The sequence below is a fragment of the Streptacidiphilus sp. MAP12-16 genome, from assembly GCF_041262165.1.
GTDB lineage: Bacteria > Actinomycetota > Actinomycetes > Streptomycetales > Streptomycetaceae > Streptacidiphilus.
In genome coordinates, this window is record NZ_JBGCBY010000009.1 from 64,386 (window position 1) to 86,910 (window position 22,525).

At 69.5% G+C, this 22,525-nt stretch carries 18 protein-coding genes; 6 read left to right on the forward strand and 12 right to left on the reverse strand.

Going from position 1 to position 22,525, the window contains the following annotated elements; all coding sequences use genetic code 11:
• Positions 1 to 112 precede the first annotated feature (112 nt).
• Positions 113 to 952, forward strand: a complete 840-nt coding sequence (locus ABIA33_RS13980) for a carbon-nitrogen hydrolase family protein (RefSeq protein WP_370081105.1) — start codon at positions 113 to 115, stop codon at positions 950 to 952.
• Between the two features lie 85 nt (positions 953 to 1,037).
• On the opposite strand, the gene ABIA33_RS13985 is transcribed toward ABIA33_RS13980, so the two are convergent.
• From ABIA33_RS13985 to ABIA33_RS14000, 4 genes are all read right to left on the reverse strand, one after another.
• Positions 1,038 to 2,327 carry a YhgE/Pip domain-containing protein gene (locus ABIA33_RS13985; protein WP_370081107.1) on the reverse strand — a complete coding sequence of 430 codons (1,290 nt, stop codon included), beginning with the start codon at positions 2,325 to 2,327 and terminating at the stop codon, positions 1,038 to 1,040.
• A 443-nt stretch (positions 2,328 to 2,770) separates the two neighbouring features.
• Positions 2,771 to 3,460 carry a DedA family protein gene (locus ABIA33_RS13990; RefSeq protein WP_370081109.1) on the reverse strand — a complete coding sequence of 230 codons (690 nt, stop codon included), beginning with the start codon at positions 3,458 to 3,460 and terminating at the stop codon, positions 2,771 to 2,773.
• Positions 3,457 to 3,765, reverse strand: coding sequence for a hypothetical protein (locus tag ABIA33_RS13995; RefSeq protein WP_370081111.1), 309 nt, complete (start codon positions 3,763 to 3,765; stop codon positions 3,457 to 3,459). The genes ABIA33_RS13990 and ABIA33_RS13995 overlap by 4 nt, the downstream gene beginning before the upstream one ends.
• Positions 3,766 to 4,163: 398 nt before the next feature.
• The gene (locus ABIA33_RS14000; RefSeq protein ID WP_370081113.1) at positions 4,164 to 4,853 is read right to left on the reverse strand and encodes a TetR/AcrR family transcriptional regulator; all 690 of its coding nucleotides are present in this window, start codon (positions 4,851 to 4,853) and stop codon (positions 4,164 to 4,166) included.
• A 336-nt stretch (positions 4,854 to 5,189) separates the two neighbouring features.
• On the opposite strand from ABIA33_RS14000, the gene ABIA33_RS14005 reads away from it, so the two are divergent.
• Positions 5,190 to 6,653 carry an arabinofuranosidase catalytic domain-containing protein gene (locus ABIA33_RS14005; protein WP_370081115.1) on the forward strand — a complete coding sequence of 488 codons (1,464 nt, stop codon included), beginning with the start codon at positions 5,190 to 5,192 and terminating at the stop codon, positions 6,651 to 6,653.
• Between the two features lie 119 nt (positions 6,654 to 6,772).
• Here ABIA33_RS14005 and ABIA33_RS14010 read toward each other — a convergent pair whose 3' ends face one another.
• From ABIA33_RS14010 to ABIA33_RS14030, 5 genes are all read right to left on the reverse strand, one after another.
• Positions 6,773 to 9,322 carry a CBM35 domain-containing protein gene (locus ABIA33_RS14010; protein ID WP_370081117.1) on the reverse strand — a complete coding sequence of 850 codons (2,550 nt, stop codon included), beginning with the start codon at positions 9,320 to 9,322 and terminating at the stop codon, positions 6,773 to 6,775.
• Between the two features lie 69 nt (positions 9,323 to 9,391).
• Positions 9,392 to 10,231 carry a carbohydrate ABC transporter permease gene (locus tag ABIA33_RS14015; RefSeq protein ID WP_370081598.1) on the reverse strand — a complete coding sequence of 280 codons (840 nt, stop codon included), beginning with the start codon at positions 10,229 to 10,231 and terminating at the stop codon, positions 9,392 to 9,394.
• A gap of 11 nt (positions 10,232 to 10,242) precedes the next feature.
• Positions 10,243 to 11,205 (reverse strand): carbohydrate ABC transporter permease, encoded by a 963-nt coding sequence (locus ABIA33_RS14020; protein ID WP_370081119.1) that lies wholly within the window; start codon positions 11,203 to 11,205, stop codon positions 10,243 to 10,245.
• An 81-nt stretch (positions 11,206 to 11,286) separates the two neighbouring features.
• Positions 11,287 to 12,600: an ABC transporter substrate-binding protein gene (locus ABIA33_RS14025; RefSeq protein WP_370081121.1), complete on the reverse strand. Its 1,314-nt coding sequence runs from the start codon at positions 12,598 to 12,600 to the stop codon at positions 11,287 to 11,289.
• A gap of 133 nt (positions 12,601 to 12,733) precedes the next feature.
• Entirely contained in the window at positions 12,734 to 13,846 is a 1,113-nt protein-coding gene (locus tag ABIA33_RS14030) for a LacI family DNA-binding transcriptional regulator (RefSeq protein ID WP_370081123.1), read from the reverse strand.
• Between the two features lie 148 nt (positions 13,847 to 13,994).
• Here ABIA33_RS14030 and ABIA33_RS14035 point away from each other — a divergent pair, with 148 nt between their 5' ends.
• From ABIA33_RS14035 to ABIA33_RS14045, 3 genes are all read left to right on the forward strand, one after another.
• A complete protein-coding gene (locus ABIA33_RS14035; RefSeq protein ID WP_370081125.1) occupies positions 13,995 to 16,127 on the forward strand; it encodes an alpha-galactosidase in 2,133 nt (710 codons plus the stop codon).
• A gap of 128 nt (positions 16,128 to 16,255) precedes the next feature.
• Positions 16,256 to 17,089 (forward strand): alpha/beta hydrolase, encoded by an 834-nt coding sequence (locus tag ABIA33_RS14040; RefSeq protein ID WP_370081127.1) that lies wholly within the window; start codon positions 16,256 to 16,258, stop codon positions 17,087 to 17,089.
• 127 nt (positions 17,090 to 17,216) lie between these two features.
• Entirely contained in the window at positions 17,217 to 17,408 is a 192-nt protein-coding gene (locus tag ABIA33_RS14045; RefSeq protein WP_370081129.1) for a hypothetical protein, read from the forward strand.
• A gap of 38 nt (positions 17,409 to 17,446) precedes the next feature.
• Here ABIA33_RS14045 and ABIA33_RS14050 read toward each other — a convergent pair whose 3' ends face one another.
• From ABIA33_RS14050 to ABIA33_RS14060, 3 genes are all read right to left on the reverse strand, one after another.
• Positions 17,447 to 17,920, reverse strand: a complete 474-nt coding sequence (locus ABIA33_RS14050; protein ID WP_370081131.1) for a nuclear transport factor 2 family protein — start codon at positions 17,918 to 17,920, stop codon at positions 17,447 to 17,449.
• Between the two features lie 210 nt (positions 17,921 to 18,130).
• Entirely contained in the window at positions 18,131 to 20,260 is a 2,130-nt protein-coding gene (locus tag ABIA33_RS14055; protein WP_370081133.1) for an MMPL family transporter, read from the reverse strand.
• A 93-nt stretch (positions 20,261 to 20,353) separates the two neighbouring features.
• Positions 20,354 to 21,232, reverse strand: a complete 879-nt coding sequence (locus ABIA33_RS14060) for an RNA polymerase sigma factor SigF (RefSeq protein WP_370081135.1) — start codon at positions 21,230 to 21,232, stop codon at positions 20,354 to 20,356.
• 191 nt (positions 21,233 to 21,423) lie between these two features.
• Between ABIA33_RS14060 and ABIA33_RS14065 the strand changes: the two genes are divergently transcribed.
• Positions 21,424 to 22,377: an anti-sigma factor RsbA family regulatory protein gene (locus tag ABIA33_RS14065; RefSeq protein ID WP_370081137.1), complete on the forward strand. Its 954-nt coding sequence runs from the start codon at positions 21,424 to 21,426 to the stop codon at positions 22,375 to 22,377.
• The last annotated feature ends 148 nt before the right edge of the window (positions 22,378 to 22,525 follow it).

Below are 22,525 nucleotides of genomic sequence, written 5' to 3' on the forward strand. Positions count from 1 at the left end.
TCTGCCGCCACGACAGCCGACGCTCCACCCGCATAGGAGTGGTCGACCCCGCCGGATCCTCCAACCTGCCGTCCACGATGATGGAGATCCGTACGACCTTGAGAGGGCCCCCATGAGCGCACTGCCTGCCCCCCTTCGTGTCGCCCTGCTGCAGAGTTCTGGGCACCTTCGTGAGACCGGACGGAACCTGGACGCGATCGAGGCCGCGGCCCGGCGAGCGGCCGAGGCGGGCGCCGGCCTGCTCATCTGTTCGGAGATGTTCCTGACCGGCTACGCGATCGGGGATGACGTCCATCGTCTGGCGGAACCCGCCGACGGGCCCAGCGCTCGGCGGGTCGCGTCGATCGCCGCCGAGTCGGGGGTCGCCATCGCCTACGGGTATCCCGAGCGGGACGCCGGCGGCGCCGTGTTCAACTCGGTGCAGTTGCTCGGCCCCGGCGGGGAACCGCTGGCGAACTACCGCAAGTCCCACCTCTTCGGCGCGTTCGAGCGAAAATACTTCACGCCGGGCGACGAGCCGGTGGTTCAGGCCGATCTTCTCGGCTTCCGGGTCGGTCTGATGATCTGTTACGACGTTGAGTTCCCGGAGAACGTACGGGCCCACGCCCTCGCCGGTACGGACCTGCTCGCGGTTCCCACCGCCCAGATGCACCCGTACGAGTTCGTCGCCGAGGCCGTGGTGCCGACCCGGGCATTCGAGAGCCAGCTCTACCTCGCCTACGTCAATCGCTGCGGCGCGGAGGGCGCATTCGACTTCGTCGGCCTCAGCTGCCTGGTGGGCCCTGACGGCGTGTCCCGCGCCCGCGCGGGGCGGGGCGAGGAACTCATCCTGGCCGACGTGGACTCGGCCCTCCTGCGCGCATCCCGCAAAGCCAACCCCTACCTCCACGACCGGCGACCCGAGCTCTACAGGTCCCTGAGCCCCGCCGAAGACGAGTACCCGCCCAGCTGACGGGTCTTCCGGACAGGGACGCCCATCGCCGGACGGGTGCCGCCGGGTGAACCGCGCTGAGGCACGGCGCCCGGCGACGCCCGGTTCAGGCGGGCTGCGGGGTCAGGCGGTGCAGGCCCTTGCGGTCGTAGTAGCGGGTCATCCCGAATCCGAAGACCAGGGCAGCGGCGAAGCCGATCGCGATCATGGTCCAGGCACGGGCCAGGCCGGCGTCGGCGCGGGCGTCGAAGTAGAGGATGGCGCGCACCCCGCCGCTGAGCTGGCGCATGGGCTCGAAGATGCTCAGGAAGCGGTAGAAGCCGGGGACGGCCTGCAGCGGGATGGTGGCCCCGGAGGAGGGCAGGCCCAGGACGATGAACACGAACATGGACACGAGTTGACCGATACCGCCGAAGGCGGCGTTGATGGCCTGGACGCCCAGGCTGACGGCGAGGCTGGCGCAGTAGGAGTAGACCCACAGCAGCGGCAGGTGGGAGGCGTCCATGCCGAGGACGGCGATGGTGGCGACCATGACCAGCGTGGTGGTGAGGATGGTGATGGCGGCGGTCATGGCCATCTTCAGCAGCAGCGTCTGGGTGCGGTCGATCGGCACGGTCGGGCGACGGGTGTGCCAGGGGCCGATCTCGTTGTCGGCGTAGCCCAGGGCGGTGTCGACGCCGCTGTTGATGATGTTGGCGCCGAGGAAGCCGGCCAGCACGAGCAGCAGCGTGTAGTAGAAGGCGCTCAGGCCCAGGCCGCTGTGCTGGCCGAGGGGGTGACCGACCTGGGTGGTGACGGTGATCGGGTCGGCGAGCAGGAGGCGTGTGGTGGCGGTGGCGCCCGCAGTGGCGGGGGACGCCGCCAACTGCTGGCCGACAGCCAGGGATGCCTGGTGGGCGGCCTTCTGGGTGATCTGGCTGGCCAGCGAGGAGCCCAGGCTGCCCACGCCAGGGTTGGTCAGCACCGTGATCGTCGGCCGGGCTGAGGCGTTCGCGGTGGTGAGCGCGGCGACGGAGGCGGTGAAGTCGGCGGGGATCTCCAGGGCGCCGTAGATCTTGCCGGAGGCCAGCTGGTCGCTCACCTGACTGGGGGTCAGTTGACGCCAGTCGACGGGATTGCCCGGGGCGGCGGCGGTGGTGATGGCCTGGGTGACCTGCGCGCCCAGGTTCTGCTGCTGCCCGGGGAGCGGTTGGCCCCGGTCCGCGTCGACGATGGCGATGGGCAGCCGGTGCAGGTCCTGGTTCGGGTTGAGGATGCCGCCCATGTAGAGCAGGGAAAGCAGCAGCGCGAGCAGCCCGCTCAGGACGGTGGGAATGAGCCACAGCTTGGGGCGGCGCAGCAGCGCGGCGGCGCGTGCCTGCGGGAGGGATTGGCGCTGAGAGCTCGAGGAGGCCATGGTTCTCCGGTGGTTCAAGGGCGGCGCGAAGCTGTGGCGGTTGCTCGCATCTTCTCGTACAGGGCCGGATTGTGGGCGCAGATGACCGCCGGGTCGGGCTCGGCGTTCTGCGAGTGGGTACCGGTGTTTCCTGCGTGATCGGCAGCAGCTTGCCGCAGGCACGGTGGCTCGACCGGGTGGACGGGGCTGTCCAGGGCAGCTCGGCCACGGGGATCACACCGTTGGCTCAGACCGACCGGCACATGGTGGCTGGATGAAGGAGCGGGGCGAGGGTCGAGTCTGGGCGGTGCCGAGGAGGGAGTCGATGCGGAGCATCGGTCGACTGACGAGAAGCCGTCCAGGCGAAGGCCATCGCCCCGCGACGCCAGCCACCACGTGCCGGTCGGTCTCAGTCGGCGCGGGCGGCGGGTGGCCGGGGGCCGAGCCGGAGGCCGTCGTCACCGTCAACTCCTTACGGCCTCCGGCTCCGGGGCGGCCGGTTCCAGCGACGAGGGGTTCGGCCTCGGCGTGCTCATGTGCCGCCCGGGCCGCCCGTTGGCGGTCCCGCGCCGGTGGCGTAGCAGGAGGAACACCGCCACGGCCACCGCGGCCGCCACGGCGGCTCCGGCGATTCCCGCAGCACGCACGAGTCGTTCGGCGGAGGAGCCGAGGAAGTAGCCGGCGAGGACGTTGCCCACTCCCCAGACGAGTGCAGCGGAGGCGCTGTAGGGCAGGAACCGGCGATAGCGCATGCCGACTGCTCCAGCAGTGAAGGGAACGAAGGAGCGTACGAAGCCGATGAACCGCCCGATGAAGACGGCCGCCCCGCCCCGGCGCCGCAGCAGGTCGCGGGCGCGCCCGACCCCGCGACCTGCTCGGGGCCGCGGGCGCGGGCGGTCGGCGCCGGACCGCTGCTCGAACCAGTGGCCGAGGGCGAAGCCGATGGTGTCCCCGGCGATCGCTGCGCCGACCACGGTGCCGGCCAGCAGGACCGGGTCGAGGACGCCCCGGCCGGCCAGGGCAGCGGCGAGGAGGACGAGGGTCTCGCCGGGGAAGATCACTCCGATGAAGGCGCTGGTCTCGCCCGCTATCAGCGCGAAGACCACCAGGTAGGACCAGGGACCGGCGGCCGCGACCAGGCCGGTGGGGATCATGACGGCCGGTCCCGTTCGCGCAGCGGAACGGTCTCACGACCGCGCGTCGTCGGTGCGGGGCGGGGGCGCCTGTCCTGGATGCGCGCCAGAAGGTACCAGCTCAGCGTTGCCAGGCTTGCGCCGAGGACGGCGTCGAGCACCTGGTGGTTGGCTGAGAGGGCGACTGCCGTGATGTCCAGGAACACGGTGATCCCCACGGCCAGGATCCGGACCCATCTGCGGCGCGTCGCGGCGCGGCTGGCGTGCGCCTTTCCGCCCCAGGTGAAGGAATCGCCGATCGTCGCGGGGAACGGTGGATCGATCACGGCTGCTCCTCGTCGTATGCGGGGCATCGGTGAGCGCCGGGGACACTCGTTGCCCGTGTTGATCTAGATCAACTGGATTGAGTGCTCCGCTTATTCCCGGCCTGAGGCACTTCTTCTCGCCGCAGTGGTGGATTGCTCCCCTAACGTGACGGGCATAGGCCCCAGCTAGATGGAGGTCAACTTCCGCTTACCCGGTACGACACGGACGGGTCGCCTCATGCCTGTGGCCTTTGTGCTGCACGGCGGTGCCAGCCTCGCGGCGGTGCAGGTCGGGATGCTGCGCGCGCCGACTCTGATCCGCAGGAGCGAGGTGATTCGGGCAAGAGCGAGGTGATTCGGTGAGTCGGCGCCGGCCGACCGACCGTACCGGAGCGAGCGCGGCCTGAAGCAGGACGTACTCAGTCCCTGGTCCGACCCGCGCAGATTCCCTTGGCGGTGGCGTTGCCGATCATCGCCCGGCGAGCCTGGGCAGCTGTCGGCGCTGCGGGCAGCGGTCCGGTCCGATCGGCCGCGAATGCCTCCAGCAGATAGGCGACCAAACGGCGCCATGCGTGCGGCGCAGCGTCCCGGGTCGCGTGGACCACGCCGGCATTGGCCATCAGGACCAGGAGCAGGTCTTCCGGAACGAAGTCCGCACGCAGCCGTCCGACCTCCTGGGCCCGGCGGATGAGCTCCGTGACAGCCTGATGGGCCTGCTCGCGCAGCCGTTCTGCCTGCTCCGAGGTCGACAGTGCCATGGTGACGACGTCGGTGAAGCCCCGGTCTGCCGCCTGCATGGCGCAGATACGCTCGACGTAGCCGGAGAAGCCCGCCCATGGGTCCGCCGCTTGCAGTGCCTCCTCGGCGACGGCCACGTATTCGGCGAGCTTGGCCTCGAAGGCCGCCATCACCAGTTCCTCGCGGGTGGGGAAGCGGCGGTACAACGTGGCGATGCCCACCCCGGCACGGTCGGCGATCTCCTCCAGCGGCACGTCCAGGCCCTGCTCCGCGAAGACCGCGCGAGCCGCCTCGGCGACCCGCTGGCGGTTCCTCATAGCGTCCGCCCGCAGTGCCCGGCCGGGTGCATGGGTTTCCTGAGCTGCTTCCATGGCCCCAGCCTAACAAATTGGAGGCGGATCTCCGCTTAGATCACCGGCTCGATCTCCGGCCGGATCCGGCTCCCCATTCCCAGAAGGATGAGGTGATCGCACGAACACAGTTGTCGATTCTCAACTATATGTGCGCGCTCACACAGGGCCGTGTCGGCAACCTTGACGACACTTCGGGCCGGAGCCATAGTGATGGCCATTGCGCCGCTCAAGTGCCGCAACCACCCGTATGCCTTCACGGCCACTTGTTCGCCGCAATTGTTAGCGCTCACATTCATTCGCCATCGGACAACGACGCAGCTCGTTGACGCCTCATTGGGACGAAAGAGGTTCACGGTGATCGTTCGGTCAGAACTTCGGCTCTTGAGAAAGGCATTCCTGTCCTTGGGCGCGGTAGTCGCGCTCATCGCAGGCTTGATGGTCGGCATGGGTACGTCTGCGGCCGCAGGGTCGCTCCCGTGCGACATCTACGGCGCAGCCGGCACGCCCTGCGTCGCCGCGCACAGCACCACGCGAGCGCTCTTCGCGGCCTACAACGGCCCGCTCTACCAGGTCAAGCGCGCGTCGGACTCCACCACGACCGACATCGGAGTGCTCGCCGCGGGCGGCTACGCCAACGCCGCCGCCCAGGACGCCTTCTGCGCGGGCACGACCTGCATCATCACCGAGATCTACGACCAGTCCGCGCAGCACAACAACCTCACCATCGAGGGGCCCGGCGGGAACGGCGGACAGGATGTCGGCGCGAACGCGAACGCGCTGCCGGTGACGGTCGGCGGACACTCGGTCTACGGGGTCTACGTGTCGGCCGGGGTCGGTTACCGGAACGACCACACCACCGGCGTCGCCACCGGCGGCCAGCCACAGGGTGAGTACATGGTGGCCAGCGGTACGCATGTGAACAACCAGTGCTGCTTTGACTACGGGAATGTCGAGACGTCCAACAATGACACCGGCAACGGACATATGGACGCGATCAACTTTGGCACGGAGTGCTGGTTCTCCCCCTGTTCGGGATCCGGTCCATGGGTTCAGGCGGACCTCGAGAACGGGCTCTTCGCCGGAGCGAACGGCTCCGACACAAACAACAAGGGCAACTCCAGCGCCTACGTCACGGCCCTGCTCAAGAACAACGGGCAGACGACATATGCGATCAAGGGCGGCAATGCGCAATCGGGCGGCCTGACCACCTCGTACAACGGAGCGCTTCCCAACCTCGGCGGCTATGCCCCCATGCACCAGGAAGGGGCCATCGTCCTGGGAACCGGGGGCGACAACAGCAACGGATCCGTCGGATCCTTCTTCGAAGGGGTCATGACCTCCGGTTATCCGACGGATGCGGCCGACGATGCGGTCCAGGCCAATATCGTCGCGGCCGGCTACGCGAACGGGGCCAGCGGCGGCGGGACCGGCGAGGTGCACGCAGTCGGCGCCGGCAAGTGCCTGGACGTGCCGAACTCGACCACCACCCCGGGAACGCAGCTGCAGATCTACACCTGCAACGGCGGGACCAACCAGATCTGGACGCACACCTCGTCGAACCAGCTGACCGTCTACAGCGGCAGTACTCAGATGTGCCTGGACGCCTACAACAACCAGACCACCGCCGGCGCCAAGGTTGTCGTCTGGACCTGCAACGGCCAGACGAACCAGCAGTGGCTGCTCAACTCCAACGGCACCATCACCGGCGCGCAGTCAGGGCTCTGCCTGGACGTGACCGGAGCCCGCACCGCCAACGGCTCCCTGGTCGAACTCTGGACCTGCAACGGCGGCAGCAACCAGCAATGGACACTCGGATAGCCGGGCCGGCCGCATAAGACCTACCGGTCTGAGGGCCCCGGCACCGACTCGGGCAACCGCCCGTATCGGTGCCGGGGCCCCTGTTTGGCACGCCCCGGTGGTCGGATACTGGCGCAGGCTCAGCCGGTGACAGGCGCCAGGTCGATGCGGTCGATGTTGGGCGCGTAGGCGGAGGAGTTGGCGAAACCGACCGTGTTGGCGCCCGCGTTGAGCGTCACCGGGACGGGCAGTCCCCAGTAGTCCGACCAGCTGTAGGTGTTGCGGAACATGACGGTCTGCCCGGTACCGCCGTTGAGGGAGATCTGGGCCGCCCGGGAGACCACGTTGGTGTTGTAGTTGCCGGTGCCGGAGACCTGGTCGTTGGAGTAGTGGACGACCATGACGTAGCGGCCAGCGCTGGGCGCGGTCACGTGGAAGGTGAGGGTGTTGGCGGCTCCGTTGCCGATGTAGCCGACGTACTTGCCACCGGAGGCGTTGGTGTCGGCGGTGACGACGGCGGTGCCGGCCAGGGTGGCGTTCTCCGCCTCGTAGGCGGTCACGCCGGTGGTGTCGCCCGAGCCGTCGACGCGCAGGTCGCGCAGGGAGGTGACGGCGTTGCCGGTGGGGGCGAGGGTGATCCGGTTGTTGCCGGCGCCGAGGTAGAGCCGGGTGGCGGTGTCGGTGAGCACGCCGCCGGTGGAGCCGAGCGTTGCCGCGGTGACACCGTCCAGGCTGACGGCGGTACTGCCGCCGGCCGAGGAGTAGTCGGTGTGGACGGTGTAGTAGCCGTCCTTGGGGGCGTAGACGTCGAAGGTCGTGGTGCCGCCCGGGGAGAGGACCACGGCTCCCGTGCCGGTGGTGCCGGAGGCGGTGTAGTTGTAGCCGGCGCTGCCGGTGGTGTCCGCGTAGGCGGCCTCGTAGACGGTCTCCGGGGCGGCGCCGGCGGCGGTCAGGTCGATCTTGTCGAGGGTGATCTCGTTGGTGGCCTTGGCCAGGGTCAGGGTGTGCGTGCCGGCGCTCAGGCTGAGGGTGACCGGGACCTTGCTGCGGTAGGTCCAGTTGAGCGTGGACGGGAAGGGGACCGTCTGCGCGGAGCCGCCGTCGACCGTGAGCGACTGGGTGGCCGGGCCACCGGACTGGTTGCCGTAGAAGACGTCGAGGTTGTAGCTGCCGGTGGTCGGGACAGTGACCGTGAAGGCGACCTTGCTGGTGGACTTGTTGAGCGAGCCGACGTCTTTGCCACCGGAGCTGGTGTAGCCGTTGGCGTTGGACTGGGTGGCCTGGGTGTAGACGGTGCCGTCGGTGATGGCGGCGTTCTCCGCCTCGTAGGAGGCGGACCAGGGCACCACGGGCGCGGTCGGGCTGCCGGCGCCCGCCGGGTTGACCGTGATCCGGTAGGCGGCAAGGGAGTTGAGACCGGTCAGCGGGACGGTCACGCTGCCGTCGGCAGCGACGGTGTAGGTGCTGCGGGCCAGGGTGAGGGGCGCGGCGGAGGCGCCCTCGTAACCGCTCCAGGCGGTCTGCTGCACGCTCACGTCGACCTGGCTGCCGAAGGTCGCGGTGGGGATGTGGGCAATGACGGCGTTGACCGATCCGGAGGCGCCGCCGAGCAGGACCTGGGCCTGCTTCTTGGAGGTGTCCAGGGAGGCGGTGCCCTGCAGGGCGTCGACGGTGTCGAGCTGAGGGGGCGTCACCGCGACGTTCTGCCCGCTCAGCCCGGCGTACCAGCGCATCAGCCACCAGTCGCCGTTGGGGATGTTCGTCTGCCCGGCATTGTCGTCCAGGTTTCCGGCGATGTCCCAGTACGCCTGGTCGGCGTAGACCTTGTTCCGTTCGAACATGGAGATCCACTGGATCATCTGGCCGGGCACCGACAGATCGCGCCGGTTGCCGTACTCGTCGATGTCGATGGGCAGCGCCGCGATGCCGTTGGCCCGCTCCAGGGTGCGGTATGCGGCGTAGTGGGCGTCGAAGCCGCTGAGCGATCCGGGGTTGAGCTCGTGCCAGGTGGTCATGTTCGGCAGTACGTTGTTGGCCTTGGCCCAGGGGTAGAAGTCACCCATGAAGCGGGCGTCCCAGTTGGCCTCGTTGGGGCCGGCGATCCGGGCGGTGGGGATGATCGAGCGGATCCTGTTGTAGACCGCGGTCCAGTCGGCGTAGAACGACGCCCGGTTGGTCGCGTAGGTCGTGGCGTCGGCGACGCCCAGGTCGTACCAGATCCAGTCGGGCTCGTTGAAGGGCACGAACACGAACTTCGCCGCGTCCGGGCTGGCTGCGATCTTGCGGACCATGGTGTCGACCTTGGCCAGATAGTCGCTGATGCCCGGCTGCTCGTAGGGCCACTGGGCGTAGATGTCCTGCATGTAGATCAGGACGTCGCCGCCGCCGTCGGTCTTGAAGGCGGGTTCGACGGCGAGGGCGTCGCCGTTGGGGTGCTGCAGGCCGTCGGGGGCCTTCTGCGCCACGGTCGTGATGTGCAGCGGCGCGACCAGGTTGTCGCCGGGCACCCCGGTGTCGCTGAGCCCGTACAGGGAGCCGTTGGCGCCGTGCAGGACCGTGCCGGTGGCGCTGCCGAGGTCGACGGTGAGCTGCGGGGTGGCCGCGCGCGCGGCAGGCCCGGAGAGGGTGGTGGACGCGAGGGCGGCGGTGAGCAGGGTGGTGCCGAGCAGCCTACGAGAGGTTCTGCGCATGGGTGTCCTCCTCCTCCCGCGCCGTCGCGGGAGGTCACGGGTACCACTGGGTGGGTGGGGAGAGCAGTGCTACTTGACTGCGCCGCTGGTGATGCCGGAGACGATGCGGCGCTGGGCGACCAGGAACACGGCGACCATGGGCAGGCTCATCACCACGACGTAGGCGAAGATCAGGTGCCAGTTGTCGAGGTACAGCTGCGCGCTGGCGACCTGGTAGAGGTTCAGCGGCAGGGTGGCCTTGTCGCCGCCTCCGAGCACGAAGAAGGCGTAGAAGATGTCGCTCCAGGCGAAGAGCATCACCATGATGGTGGCGGTGGCGATGACCGGCCGGAGCAGCGGCAGGATGATCTGGAGGAAGATCCTCAGCGGGCCCGCACCGTCGACCCGTGCGGCCTCCTCCAGTTCCTCCGGCAGGGTGCGGATGAAGCCGGTCATGAAGAAGATCGAGGTGGACAGGTACATCCCGGTATAGACCGCGATCATGCCGGGTCGGGTTCCGGCGAGGCCGAGCTGGCGCAGTTCCATCACGATCGTGATCACAGCCGGTGGCAGCAGCAGCCCGCTGATGCAGAGCGCGTACATCGCGTTCACCAGGCGGCCCTTGCGCCGGGCGAAGACCCATGCGGCCGCTGCCCCCAGGACCAGCACCAGGACCACCGAGGGGGTGACGACCAGCAGGCTGTTGAAGAAGCCCTGGAAGACCTTGCCCTCGTCGATGGTCTGCCGGTAGTTCGCCGCCGCCTGGAAGTGGTGCGGCAGAGCGAGGTTGGGCTTGACCGCCTCGGCCTGCGGTTTGGCGGAGGTGACGGCGACCAGCCAGAGCGGGATGCCGATGGTGACGGTGGCCAGCAGCAGGACCACAGCGGGACGGAGCGCGCCCCAGGGGCTGCGGTGCGGGGCGTGGGCCATGGTTGCCGTGCTCACAGTGTCTGCTCCCTTCGGCGCAGCCCGATGATGACCGGGACAGCGAGCACCACGACGATCCCGAAGAGCACCAGACTCATCGCGGACGCCTGCGCGTACAGGCCCTCGCCGAAGATGCGGAACATGTAGATGTTGAAGACCTCCGTCTCGCTTCCTGGTCCGCCGCCGGTGGTGGCCTGCACGATGTCGAAGGTGTTCATCGAGCCGATCAGGGCGGTGGTGACGTTGAAGGTGACGGCGGGGGCCAGCAGCGGGAAGCGGATGGACCAGAAGCTGCGCCAGGCTCCGGCTCCGTCGATGCGGGCTGCCTCCAGGACGTCGCCGGGGACGCTCTTGAGGCCGGCCAGGTAGATCAGCATGGCCAGGCCCATCCACTTCCAGCCGTGGATGAGCGTGGTGACGACCAGGGTCCAGGTGGTGGAACCGAGCCACGGCGTGTTGACGTGGTGTCCGGCCAGGCTGGAGAGGACGTTGTTGAGTGCGCCGTCCTGGGCGAGCAGCGCGCGGAAGACGTAGCCGACCGCGAGCGCCGAGATCAGGACGGGCAGGAAGAACGCGGCCCGGAAGAAGCGGTTGAAGCGGGTGTCGCGCTCCAGCAGCAGGGCGAGTGCCAGGCCGAAACCGTTCTGGAACAGGGCGACCAGGACGGCGTATTCCAGCGTGATCCTGATGTCGCGGAGCATCGAGCCGTCGTGCAGGATGCTCTGGAAGTTGGAGAGTCCGGCGAAGCTGATTCCGGTGTGGAAGGCCGACCAGTTGGTGAACGGGTAGACGAAGTTGAGCAGGTTCGGCAGCAGGAAGAAGGCGCCGAACACCGCGATCGCCGGAACAGCGAACCACCAGGGCTGGTTGGCGCGCCGGGCCGGGTGACGCTGTCGGCTGGGAGCGCGGGACGGCTTCGATCCGTCCGGTGCGGCCGCGGCGTCGGGGACGCCGTCGGCGGTGGCTGTGTGCGCCACGACTGGTACCTCCGCGAGTGGGCTCCCGGGGCCGGGCGGTGCCGAACGGCCCCGGGGGCGGTGGTGCAGATCCGGTCGGTCCTAGAAGCCGGCGACGGCACGGGCCTTGAGGACCTGGGTGAACTGGTCCTCGACCGCCTGGGCGACCTGCAGCGGGGTCTTCTTGCCGAAGATCATGTCGGCGAGTGCCAGGTGCATGTCCGGGGCGGTCAGCGCCTTGACCTGGAACACCCCGACCGCGGTGTCCAGGGCCTTCGCCTGGTCGACGGCGGTCTGCGGCAGGCCGGCCGGGTTGGGCACGGCAGGCTCGACCGAGACGACCTTGTTCGCGGCGATGTAGTCCGCGTAGTCGGGGCCGAGCCAGTACGCCATGAACTGGCGGGCGGCGTTCTCGCGAGCGCTGTCACCGGACTTGAAGGCGACCACTCCGTTGGTCTGGTCCGGGGAGTACTCGGCGGTCGCGGAGCTGTTGGCGAGGGGGAACCAGCCGAGCTTGGCGTCCATCTCGGCGGTGCTGGAGGTGGCCTGGATCTCGGCCTGGAGCGAGGTCACGTTCACGGCCATCCCGGCGGTGCCGTCCAGAATCGCCTTGCCCTGGTCGACGAAGGTGCCGGTCCTGTAGTCGGACTGGGCCAGGCCCGCGTCCAGCACCTTGGTCTTGTACTTGGTGATCGCGCCCACGATCGCCGGGTTGGTCCACTTGTCCTGGTTCTTGTTGAGGCTGTCCCAGAAGGACTGCTGAAGGTCCGTCATCTGCAGCTGGACCTGCCACTGCAGTGGCCACTTGTCGCCGCCGACCTCGAAGAACGGGGCGACTCCCGGCGCCTTGGCCTTGATCTGAGCGGCGTCGGCGAGCAGCTCGTCGTAGCTCTTCGGCATCGTGGTGATGCCGGCCTTGGCGAAGACGGCCTTGTTGTAGTAGACGCCGAGGACGGCGGGGCTGGTGACGATGGCGGCGTAGCGGTGGCCGTCGACCTGGCCCAGGGTCTGCTCGGTCTTGCCGAGCTTGGAGACCCAGGCCTCGTTGTCCAGTGCCAGCAGGTTGGTCTGCGGCTGAATGAACGGCAGTGTGCTGACGGTGGGCTGCCAGAACATCAGGTCGGGCTTGACGCCCGAGGCGAGCTTGGTCGGGACGTTGGACTCGTACGGGTCGGGTATGACCTCGGTGGTGATGACCGCGCCGGTGGCCCTGTCGAAGGCGTCGATGGCCTGCTTGGGTTCGTTGACGCTGTTCTGCGCCACCCACATGGTCAGGTGCACGCCCTTGAGGCTCGCGCTGGGGTTCACCGAGGTGGTCGGCGCGGTGGAGGAACCGGCCGAAGTGCCGTCGCTGCAGGCAGCAGTGGTGAGTGCGAGGGCACAGCCGATGGCCAGGGCGGGGAGAACTCTCTTCATGATGGCTTCCTTGCCGTTGTCTTCGGAGGAGTCGGAGGAGCGGGTGCGGTGGCGCGAACCGTGTGAGCGCTAACATGAACTGCGATCAGATGGTTGGTCAGATGCCGTGCAGCAGTGGCTGGGTGATCGAAAGTCAGTTGCCCGACGGTCGGTCGCCCGGAGGTCCGGAGCTCTCGCGGAGGACAAGTTCCGGTCGGGCGACCGGAGGTGGGGTCTCCCCCGAGCCGGGGTCGACGAGTTGCCGCAGCAGGGCGAAGGCGGCCCGGCCGAGGCCGGTGAAGTCCATACGCACGCTGCTGAGCGAGGGGGTGAGGTAGGCGGAGGGCGGTGCGTCGTCGAAGCCGATGACGCTGACGTCGCCGGGGACGGAGCGGCCTGCCTCGTGCAGGGCCCGCAGCACGCCGAGCGCCAGGTCGTCGTTGCCGCACAGGACGGCGGTCACCGCAGGATCCTTGGCCAGCTTCACTCCGGCCTCGTAGCCCGCCCGCGAGTCCCACCCCTTCCCGCAGGGCTTCGGCCTGGGGACGCCTGCGTCGCGCAGTGCCTCCTGCCACCCCGCCGCTCGCGGGGTCGGCCGGCGCGAGCCGGGCGACGAGGAGGGGATCGCCACGTAGTGGACGGTGGCATGCCCCAGACCGAGCAGATGGGCGGTGGCCTCTCTGGCGGCGATATGATCGTCCGTCCACACCGCGGGGCGGCGCGGCGGGCGGCTGCCGAAGGGGTTCTCGGCCGCCACCGCGCACGGCACGTCCAGGGGGATCCGGTCCAGCGCCGCCGCGCCGATCCGGTCGTAGCCGATCACCAGCAGGCCGCCGCCGCCGTCGACGGCGGCGGCCACGGCGCGGTCGATGCCGCTGTCGGTGTCGTTGTCGAGCACGCCGACCCGCACCGAGAAGCCCGCCGCCCGAGCCTCCTCCTCCACGCCCTGCAGGGTCGCCGCGTAGCCGTAGAGAGTGGTGTTGGAGGTCAGCACGGTCACCGCACGGACCTGGCCGCTGGCCAGCGCCACCGCGGTGGCGCTGCGCCGGAAGCCGAGTTCGGCGATGGCCGCGTGGACGCGGTCCCGGGTCTCCGGACGGACGCTCGGATGATCGTTGATCACCCGAGAGACCGTCTGGTAGGAGACTCCGGCAACGCGCGCCACGTCGCGGATACTGGCGGCCCTGCGCTGCCCTGTGTCGGGTGGGGCGGAGGCGCCGGCTCTTGTGTGACCGGTCACATGCATGCCAGGATTGTGAACGGTCACATGGATCGGCGTCAAGAGACGGTAACCAGAGATTTACCTCCCCGTCGCACGGCCGGGCCCCCAGGGGCAGCCCGCGGCACCGGGATCGCACAGCTCAGGACCAGTCGGTTGATCACGAACCGCCGTACACACGCAAGGGGAACACGCGTTGACAACTGTTGCTCGCACGGGTGAGACGTCCGTGCTCTGGGCGCACCGGGAGCTCGGCATCCAGGTACTACTGGGCCAGGACGGCAGCATCCGGCTCGGCTCGCCGGACCAGCCCTGGGCCTCCCTCGTCCCTCTGGTCGAGGTCACCGCCACCGGGCACGGGCGCGACTGGTCGGGTGAACGGTTCATCGACACCGCCATCGGCGCCCGGATGTGCCACGAGGGCCATCTGACGGACCACCAGGACGGCTGGGACCGCCTCCGGGTGCAGCTTCGCGACCCGCGCAGCGGCCTGTCCGCCGTCGTCGAACTACGCACCCGCGACAAGCTGCCCGTGCTCCGCGCCCAGGTGTGCCTGCGCAACGACGGCCGGTCCCCGCTGCGGGTGGAGTCGGTCAGCACGCTCACCCTCGGCGGGCTGGCCGACGCGGCCGGACAGCTGGACGGACTGGACCTGCACTGGGCCGACAACGACTGGCTCGCCGAGCTCCGCTGGCAGCAGGCCCCGCTACGGCAGCAGGTCGTCGACCTCTCCCGATCCGCGCACGGCCACGAAGGTCGCGGGTGCTTCGAGCGCTCCTCCCAGGGCAGTTGGTCCACCGGGCGCAGCCTGCCGATCGGAGTCCTGGCGGACCGCCGCAGCGGTCGCGCCTGGGCCTGGCAGGTCGAGTCCAGCGCGGGCTGGCGCTACGAGGTCGGCGAGCGCGAACATGCCGCCTACCTCGCGCTGTTCGGTCCCGACGAGGCCCACCACCAGTGGAACCAGACCCTCGCGCCCGGCGAGGAGTTCAGCACCGTCCCGGTCGCCGTCGCTGCCGTGCCCACCGGCGGCCCGGACGCCGCCTTCGGCGCCATGACCGCCTACCGCCGCCTGATCCGCCGCCCGCACCCCGACCAGCGCCGGCTGCCGGTGGTCTACAACGACTACATGAACACCGTGATGGGCGACCCCAGCACCGACAAGCTGCTGCCGCTCATCGAGGCGGCGGCCCGCGTCGGCTCCGAGTACTTCGTCATCGACGCCGGCTGGTACGACGACGACGCGCAGGGCTGGTGGGACTCGGTCGGAGCGTGGGAGGCCGCCACCACCCGCTTCCCCAACGGTCTGCAGCACGTCCTCGACGCGATCCGCGACCACGGCATGGTGCCGGGACTGTGGTTGGAGCCCGAGGTCGTCGGGGTGCGCAGCCCCATCGCCCAAACCCTGCCCGACGAGGCGTTCTTCCAGCGCGGCGGCATCCGCGTCACCGAGCACGGCCGACACCACCTCGACCTGCGCCACCCCGCCGCCCGCGCCCATCTTGACGCCGTGGTCGACCGCATCGTGGGCAAGTGGGGCGTCGGCTACCTCAAACTCGACTACAACATCAACGCCGGCCCCGGCACCGACCTGGGCGGCACCGCCGCCGGCGCAGGACTCCTCGGGCACCACCGCGCCCACCTCGCCTGGCTCGACTCCCTGCTCGAACGCCACCCCGACCTGGTACTGGAGAACTGCGGTTCCGGCGGCCTGCGTATGGACTACGCCCAACTCGCCCACACCCAGATCCAGTCCACCAGCGACCAGCAGGACTTTCTGCGCTACCCGCCGATCGCCGCCGCCGCCCCCACCGCCGTCGCCCCGGAGCAGGGCGCCGTCTGGGCCTACCCCCAGCCCGAGTTCAGCGACGGCGAGGTCGCCTTCGCGCTGGCCGGCGCGATGCTCGGCCGCATTCACCTCTCCGGTTTCCTGGACCGCATGAGCGCCGCACAGTTGGCCCTGGTCGCGGAGGGCATCAACGCATACAAGGGCATCCGGGACGAGCTGCCCGGCCTGCTCCCGTTCTGGCCCCTGGGCCTGCCCGGCTGGGAGGACCCCTGGATCGCCCTCGGGTTGCGCGGCGACACCACGAGCTGCCTGACGGTGTGGCACCGGCCCGCACCGGACAGCGAGCCGATCGTCCCCACGCGGTCCCGTCGGACGATGTCCCTCCCCCACCTGCGTGGACGAGGCGTCCACGCCGAAGTGCTCTACCCCGCCTCCGCGGCAACTGCCGTCCGGTGGCACGACGACCTCGGCGAGCTGACGGTCGAGCTGCCGAGCCTGCCCGGAGCGGTGGTGGTCCGCCTCACCGTGAGCCCGAACTCCTGACATGCAGCCGATCGGTTGCAGCGGCGCGCTGACGGCGACCCGGCAGGCCTCGACCGCTGGAAAACCCAGCTGCCGCTACGCGTCCTGACGGATAGCGCGCAGTGCCCCCGCCCCATAGCCTCGGGTGTATGTCCACTCATGACGTGCAACAGATTGAGAACGCCAACGCGACAGGCAGGACCCCGGTGGTTTTCGTCCACGGTCTCTGGCTGCTGCCGAGCAGCTGGGACCGCTGGGCCGCCCACTTCGAGAAGGCCGGCTACGCACCGGTCTCGCTCTCGTGGCCGGATGACCCCGACACGGTCGAACAGGCCAACACCCACCCCGAGACGTTCGCCGGCAAGACGGTCGGGCAGGTCGCCGACCATCTGGAGGGCCTGATCGGCAAGCTCGACAAGAAGCCCGCCGTGATCGGACACTCCTTCGGCGGACTGCTCGCCCAGATCCTCGCCGGGCGCGGCCTCGCCTCGGCGTCGGTAGCCATCGACCCGGCTCCATTCCGGGGCGTGCTCCCGCTGCCGATCTCCGCGCTGCGCTCCGCGCAGCCGGTGCTGAGCAACCCGGCCAACCGGCACCGTGCCGTACCGCTGACCTACGAGCAGTTCCGGTACGCCTTCGCCAACGCCGTCAGCGAGGACGAGGCGAAGGAGCTGTACGAGACGTTCGCCGTCCCGGCACCGGGCGCACCGATCTTCCAGGCGGCCGCTGCCAACCTCAACCCCTGGACCGAGGCCAAGGTCGACAGCGAGAACCCGGACCGGGGTCCGCTGCTGATCATCTCCGGCGAGAAGGACCACACCGTGCCGTGGGCCATCGCCAACGCCTCCTTCAAAAAGCAGCATCGCAACCCAGGAGTCACCGAGATCACCGAGATCCCGAACCGGGGACACGCCCTCACCATCGACAACGGCTGGCAGGAAGTGGCCGACACCGCCTTGGCCTTCGTCCGCCGCTTCGTCTGACCGACAGCGAATCTGACCGACAGCGAAGCCGCAGCGCCCGCCGGATTCGCTGTCGTCGATCACCTAGCCCGTACCATCCCCGCTGGACTACGATCGGCGAACTGATCTTGGGGGTGCGATGGGGCTTGTGGGCAGCGTACTGAGCGGGCAGTACGTGGCGCTGACCTATCCGCTCACGTCCGTCGCTATCGGCCTCGTCGCGACACGGGCGGCACCGCCGGGCGCGAGCCTGCGAAGCAAGGCCGTCGCCGCGGCGGTGGTCAGTGGAACGCTGATCCTTGTGCCGATTATGGCCTTCGGCCCGGCGTTCCTGCAGTGAGCGCCGGGGCGGCCTGGCAGCGATGCGGTGCGCGGACCTCAGGACTCGCCGGGATGCCTGAGGCGCTCCGTCTCCCCGCCGAAGGGCAGGTGCGTGGACCGGGCAGCGAGGAGCCAGGTGCCCTCGACCTTGCGGAACGTGTCCTCGTAGTGGCCCACGTTCGCAGGGAGTCGCGGTTGCACCATGCCGCCGGTGTAGCCGTCGACCCGGTACGTCGCAAGATAGGAGGTCGCGGTGGCAGCGGAGGCAGAGCTCACGGTGACCAGGATGTTCGTAGAGATGCGGCGTGACAGTCGGTCCTTGGGCCGCGAGCCGAAGTAGCCGCGAAGTGCGTCACGCCCTTCCACTCGGCGGTCGCCATGGGGCCACAGCCACACCCCGTCCGGGGTGAAGAGGTCCGCGACGCTGCTCGGATCTCCCAGGTCAAGTCGGTGGACGAACTCGACGATCAGACGCTCGCACGCTCGCTCGGCCAGGAGGCGTTCCATCGGGTCAAGGTCTTGTGTCGACATCGCCAATTCCTATCAGCAGCGGGCGACGCATCGCGAGCGCTTTTCGACCGCCGCCTGGGCGATCGCCGACTGGGGCCGGCACTGTAGCCCTCAGCGATCAACCGCTCTGCGGTTGCGTGGTCCTGAGCGATGCAGCTGTCCGGGCAGGCGCGGACGACGTCGACGTTCGACATGGCTGTGACTCCCTGACTATGGAACGGGGCACAGGCGCTAGCCGACCTGTGGCAGCAGGCGGTCCAACCAGCGCGGGAGCCACCAGTTCACGCTGCCGAGCAGTTCCATGATCGCGGGGACCAGGACCATACGGACCACGGTGGCGTCGAGGAAGACCGCGACCGCCAGGCCCAGACCGAACTCCTTGACCGCGATGTCGGGCGTGGCGAGCACGGAGAGGAAGACGGTCACCATGATCGCCGCGGCGGCGGTGATGACCCGAGCGGTCCGGCCGAGGCCCTGCGCGACCGCCTCTGGGGTGTCGGCGCCCGCGTCGTACTCCTCGCGGATCCGCGAGACCAGGAAGACCTCGTAGTCGGTCGAAAGCCCGAACAGGATCGGGAAGATGAACAGCGGCACCCAGGCGGTGACCGGCGCGGTGGTCGGGAAGCCGAGCGCGGAGCCGCCCCAACCCCACTGGACGATCGCCGTCAGCACCCCGAACGCTGCGCCGACCGACAGCAGCGTCATCAGGGCCGCTTTCAGCGCGATGGCCACCGACCGCACCAGGACAAGCAGCAGCACCAGCGCCAGCCCGATGACGGTCCCGATCAGCCACGGCAGGCGCGCGGTGACCTCAGCGGCGAAGTCGGCGTCCCCCGCGGTCGGACCGCCGACGTGCACCCGCGCACCGGTGCCCTGGACGGCGACCGGGATCACCTCGTCCCGCAGCCGGCTCAGCAGCCGTGGCGTGGCGGCGTCCTGGTGGGCAGTGGTCGGATAGGCGACGAAGAGGGCGGCCCGGCCGTCCCGGCTGGTCTGCGCGGGTGTGACCCCGGCGACGCCGGGGGTGTGCCCCACCGCGGCGATGAGCGGAGCCAGTTGCGCGCCCGAGCCGCCCGGCGGCAGTTCGGCGACCACGACGAACGGCGCGTCGAAGCCGGGGCCGAAACCCTGGCTGAGGATCTGGTGCGCGGCGTAGCCGCTGGTGTCGCGCGGCTCGGTGCTGTTGTCCTCGAAGCTCAGCCGCATCGAGAAGGCCGGGATGGCGAGCACGATCATGACAGTGGCCCCGGCGACCAGCCCGGTGACCGGGCGCCGCTGGATCACGCGGGCCCACCGCTCGGCCATCGGGCTGCGCGAGCCCGTGCGGCCCAGGTAGGGGAGCTTGAAGCGGTCGATCCCCCGCCCCGCGTAGCCGAGCAGCGCGGGCAGCAGGGTGATGGCGGCGATCATCGTCATCAGCACCGTCACCGAGGCCGCCACGGCGGTGGCGTTGAGCAGCCGCTGCTGCACGACGAACAGGCCGAGCATCGCGATCACCACCGTCGCCCCGGCGAACAGCACCGACCGCCCGGCCCGCGCGATCGAGATCACCACGGCGTTCTCGGGCTCCTCCCCGTCGGCGAGGGCCTCGCGGTAGCGGGTGACGATGAACAGGGCGTAGTCGATGCCGACCCCCAGGCCGAGCAGGGTGGCAACGATCGGGCTGAAGGAGGGCGCCGGAAAGACGTACCCGAGCAGGAAGGTCAGGGCCAGTCCGCTGCCGATGCCGACCAGCGCCGCGAGCATCGTCAGGCCCATCGCCAGCAGCGAGCCGAAGGCGATCAGGATGACGAGCATCGCCGCCAGCGCGCCGATGCCGTCCGAGATGCCCCCGTACGGGGTCTCCGCGCCCACGACATCGGCGCCGCCCAGAGCGAAGGTGACACCTCCCCCGCTGGCGCTGCGGGTCTGCTGGATCAGGTGCTTGACCTCGGACGCGGGGAGCGGGTTCGTGTCGGACTGGATGGCCGCGAACGCGGCTGTGCCGTCCCGGGAGATCTGTCCGGGCACCGTGTACGGCGATCGGACCGCGGTGACGTGCCGGGCAGTGGCCAACTGCGCCATCAGCGCATCCGCCCGATCGTGCACGGCCGGGTCGCCGATCCCGGCGCCCGCCTGGATCGCCAGGATCAGCGAGCTGCCCTTGCGCTCCGGGAAGTGAAGCTTGATCAGGTTCTGGGCCTGCGCTGACTCGGAGCGACCGCCGGTGAAGTCGTTGTCGGCGGGCGCCGCGAACGCGAACCCGACGACCAGCACCGCGACGGTGCCGACCATCCACAGCAGGAGCACCAGCCGGCGCCGGCGGTAGCAGAACCGGCCCAGCCGGCCGAGAGACCCCTGGTATGCCACAGCCGATGTCACCACGCAACGGTAGTCCCGGGCTGCCACTGATTCCAGCGAACGCGCGCGCCAAGCCACCCGATCGGCCGCAGGCCACGTGCACTACGTGGTTGGTCACTCCGTGGCGAGCAGCTGGGTGCGCAATCGGGCGAGGGTTCGGCCGAGCAGTCGGGAGACGTGCATCTGGGACAGTCCCAGACGGGCGCCGATCTGGGACTGGGTGAGCTCCTCACCGAAGCGCAGGGACAGGATCCGCCGCTCGCGCTCCGGCAGCGCCGCGACCAGGGGCTTGAGGGCGTGCAGGTTCTCGACGCCTTCGAAGCCCTTGTCGATGAAGCCGTTCTGAGCGGCGATCGCCCCCTCGCCGTCGTCCGGGTCGCTCTGGGCGTCCGTCGAGGACCACGTGTATCCGTTGGCAGCGATCAGGCCGTCGGTGATCTGCTCCACGGTCAAGTCCAGGTAGGCAGCCAGTTCCCTTGGGCTGGGCGCCCGGCCGAACTCGGCGGACAGCGCGTCAGTTGCCTTGGCGAGATCCAAACGGAGGTCCTTGAGCCTGCGGGGGACGTGCACGGCCCAGCTGGTGTCGCGGAAGAAGCGCTTGATCTCTCCGGTGATGGTGGGCATGGCGAACGTAGTGAATTCCACGCCGTAGGCCAGGTCGAAGCGGTCGATCGCCTTGATCAGCCCGATCGTACCGACCTGGGTGATGTCCTCCATCGGTTCGGAGCGGGCACGAAAGCGGCCGGCTGCGAATTTCACCAGAGTCATGTTCAGCTCGACGAGCGTGTTCCGCACATAGGCGTACTCACGCGTGCCTTCTTCGAGCTCCGCCAATCGACGGAAAAGCGCCTTCGACATCGAGCGGGCGTCCGCCGTGCTGAGTTCCTCCGCATTCAGATCATCCGGCATGCCCGCGTTCGGTGTTTCGCGGCGGAACGACGTCCCGGCCGCCGTGTCGGCGCCGAGAGTCTCGGTGGTGGTCAGCACTGGCATGAAAGGTCCTCTTCATATGTCAGTTGCGGGCGGAGTGACCCCGTGGCCTCAGCACGTCTGCCCCGGTTTCGCCGATCTACACATTGCTAATATTCGCACGTGTCATCGCGGTGAGGCCGGGTAGACGGCGACCGGTTGGCAGCTTGATCGGTGAGCCGTCGACGCGTCGATGTGCGGGAGGTGGTAGCGCGGTGGACGGGGTCGTCACGGCGTCGCCGGACCTTCCTTCCCGGCCCTGCCACCCTGCGGTGTTCTACCGGGGCGAGACGGAGTACGTCGCACAGGTAGGTGGGTTCGTCAGCGGTGCCCTGGAGGCGTCGGCACCCGTGCTGGTCGCCGTGCCGGGCGCCCGGTTGGAGCTGCTCAGGGGCATGATCGGTGACGCGTTCAAGGCCGTGACCGCGGAGGACATGACCGAGATCGGACGCAACCCGGGGCGCATCCTGGCCCGTTTGCGCGCATTCGCCGCCGAGCACGGCGGGCGCGGGGCGCGGATCGTCGGCGAACCGATCTGGCCCGGGCGCAGTCCCGGCGAAGTGGTGGAGGCCACCCGCCACGAGGCGCTGATCAACCTGGCCTTCCGCGATCAGTCGGTGACCGTGCTGTGCCCCTATGACGTGGACGGCCTGCCGGCTCCGGTGGTAGCCGACGCGCGGCGTACCCATCCCGTCGTTGTGGAGGGCGGCCGGACCCGCGCCAGCCAGGACTACCTCGACCCCGTCACCATGTCGGCGCGCTGCGACCTGCCGCTGAGCGAACCGGTCCGCGCCTGGTCGATGGACTACCGGCGAGGAGAGCTCGGCGAGGTCCGCGAGCAGGCGCACCGCTGGGCCACAACGTCGCTGCTGCCACCGTCGCGCATCGCCGACCTGGTGCTGGCGATCGGCGAGGCGGTGGCGAACTCCGTCGCGCACGGGGGTGGCAGGGGCACGCTGCGCCTGTGGCGCGCGGGCGGCGCGGTCGTGGCCGAGATCCACGACGCAGGAAGGCTGGCCGACCCCCTGGCCGGCCGTGGCCGACCGAGCACCGCCTCCGCCAACGGCGGCCGCGGCTTGTGGATCATTCATCAGCTGTGCGACCTGGTCGAAGTCCGCGCCCGGGACTCGGGGCTGACCCTGCGCCTGCACATGGCCGAAGGCCACTGAGGCGGATCCGTCCCTACGGCGTCGGCGGTGGAGGTGGACTGACGCATGGTCGGCTGTGGCCGGGGCCCCGGGCAAGTGCGAACGGCCGCCCGGCGGTCGCCGCGACCTGACGCAAGGTCAGGCCGGAGCCGCCAGGTCGTCGTCGAAC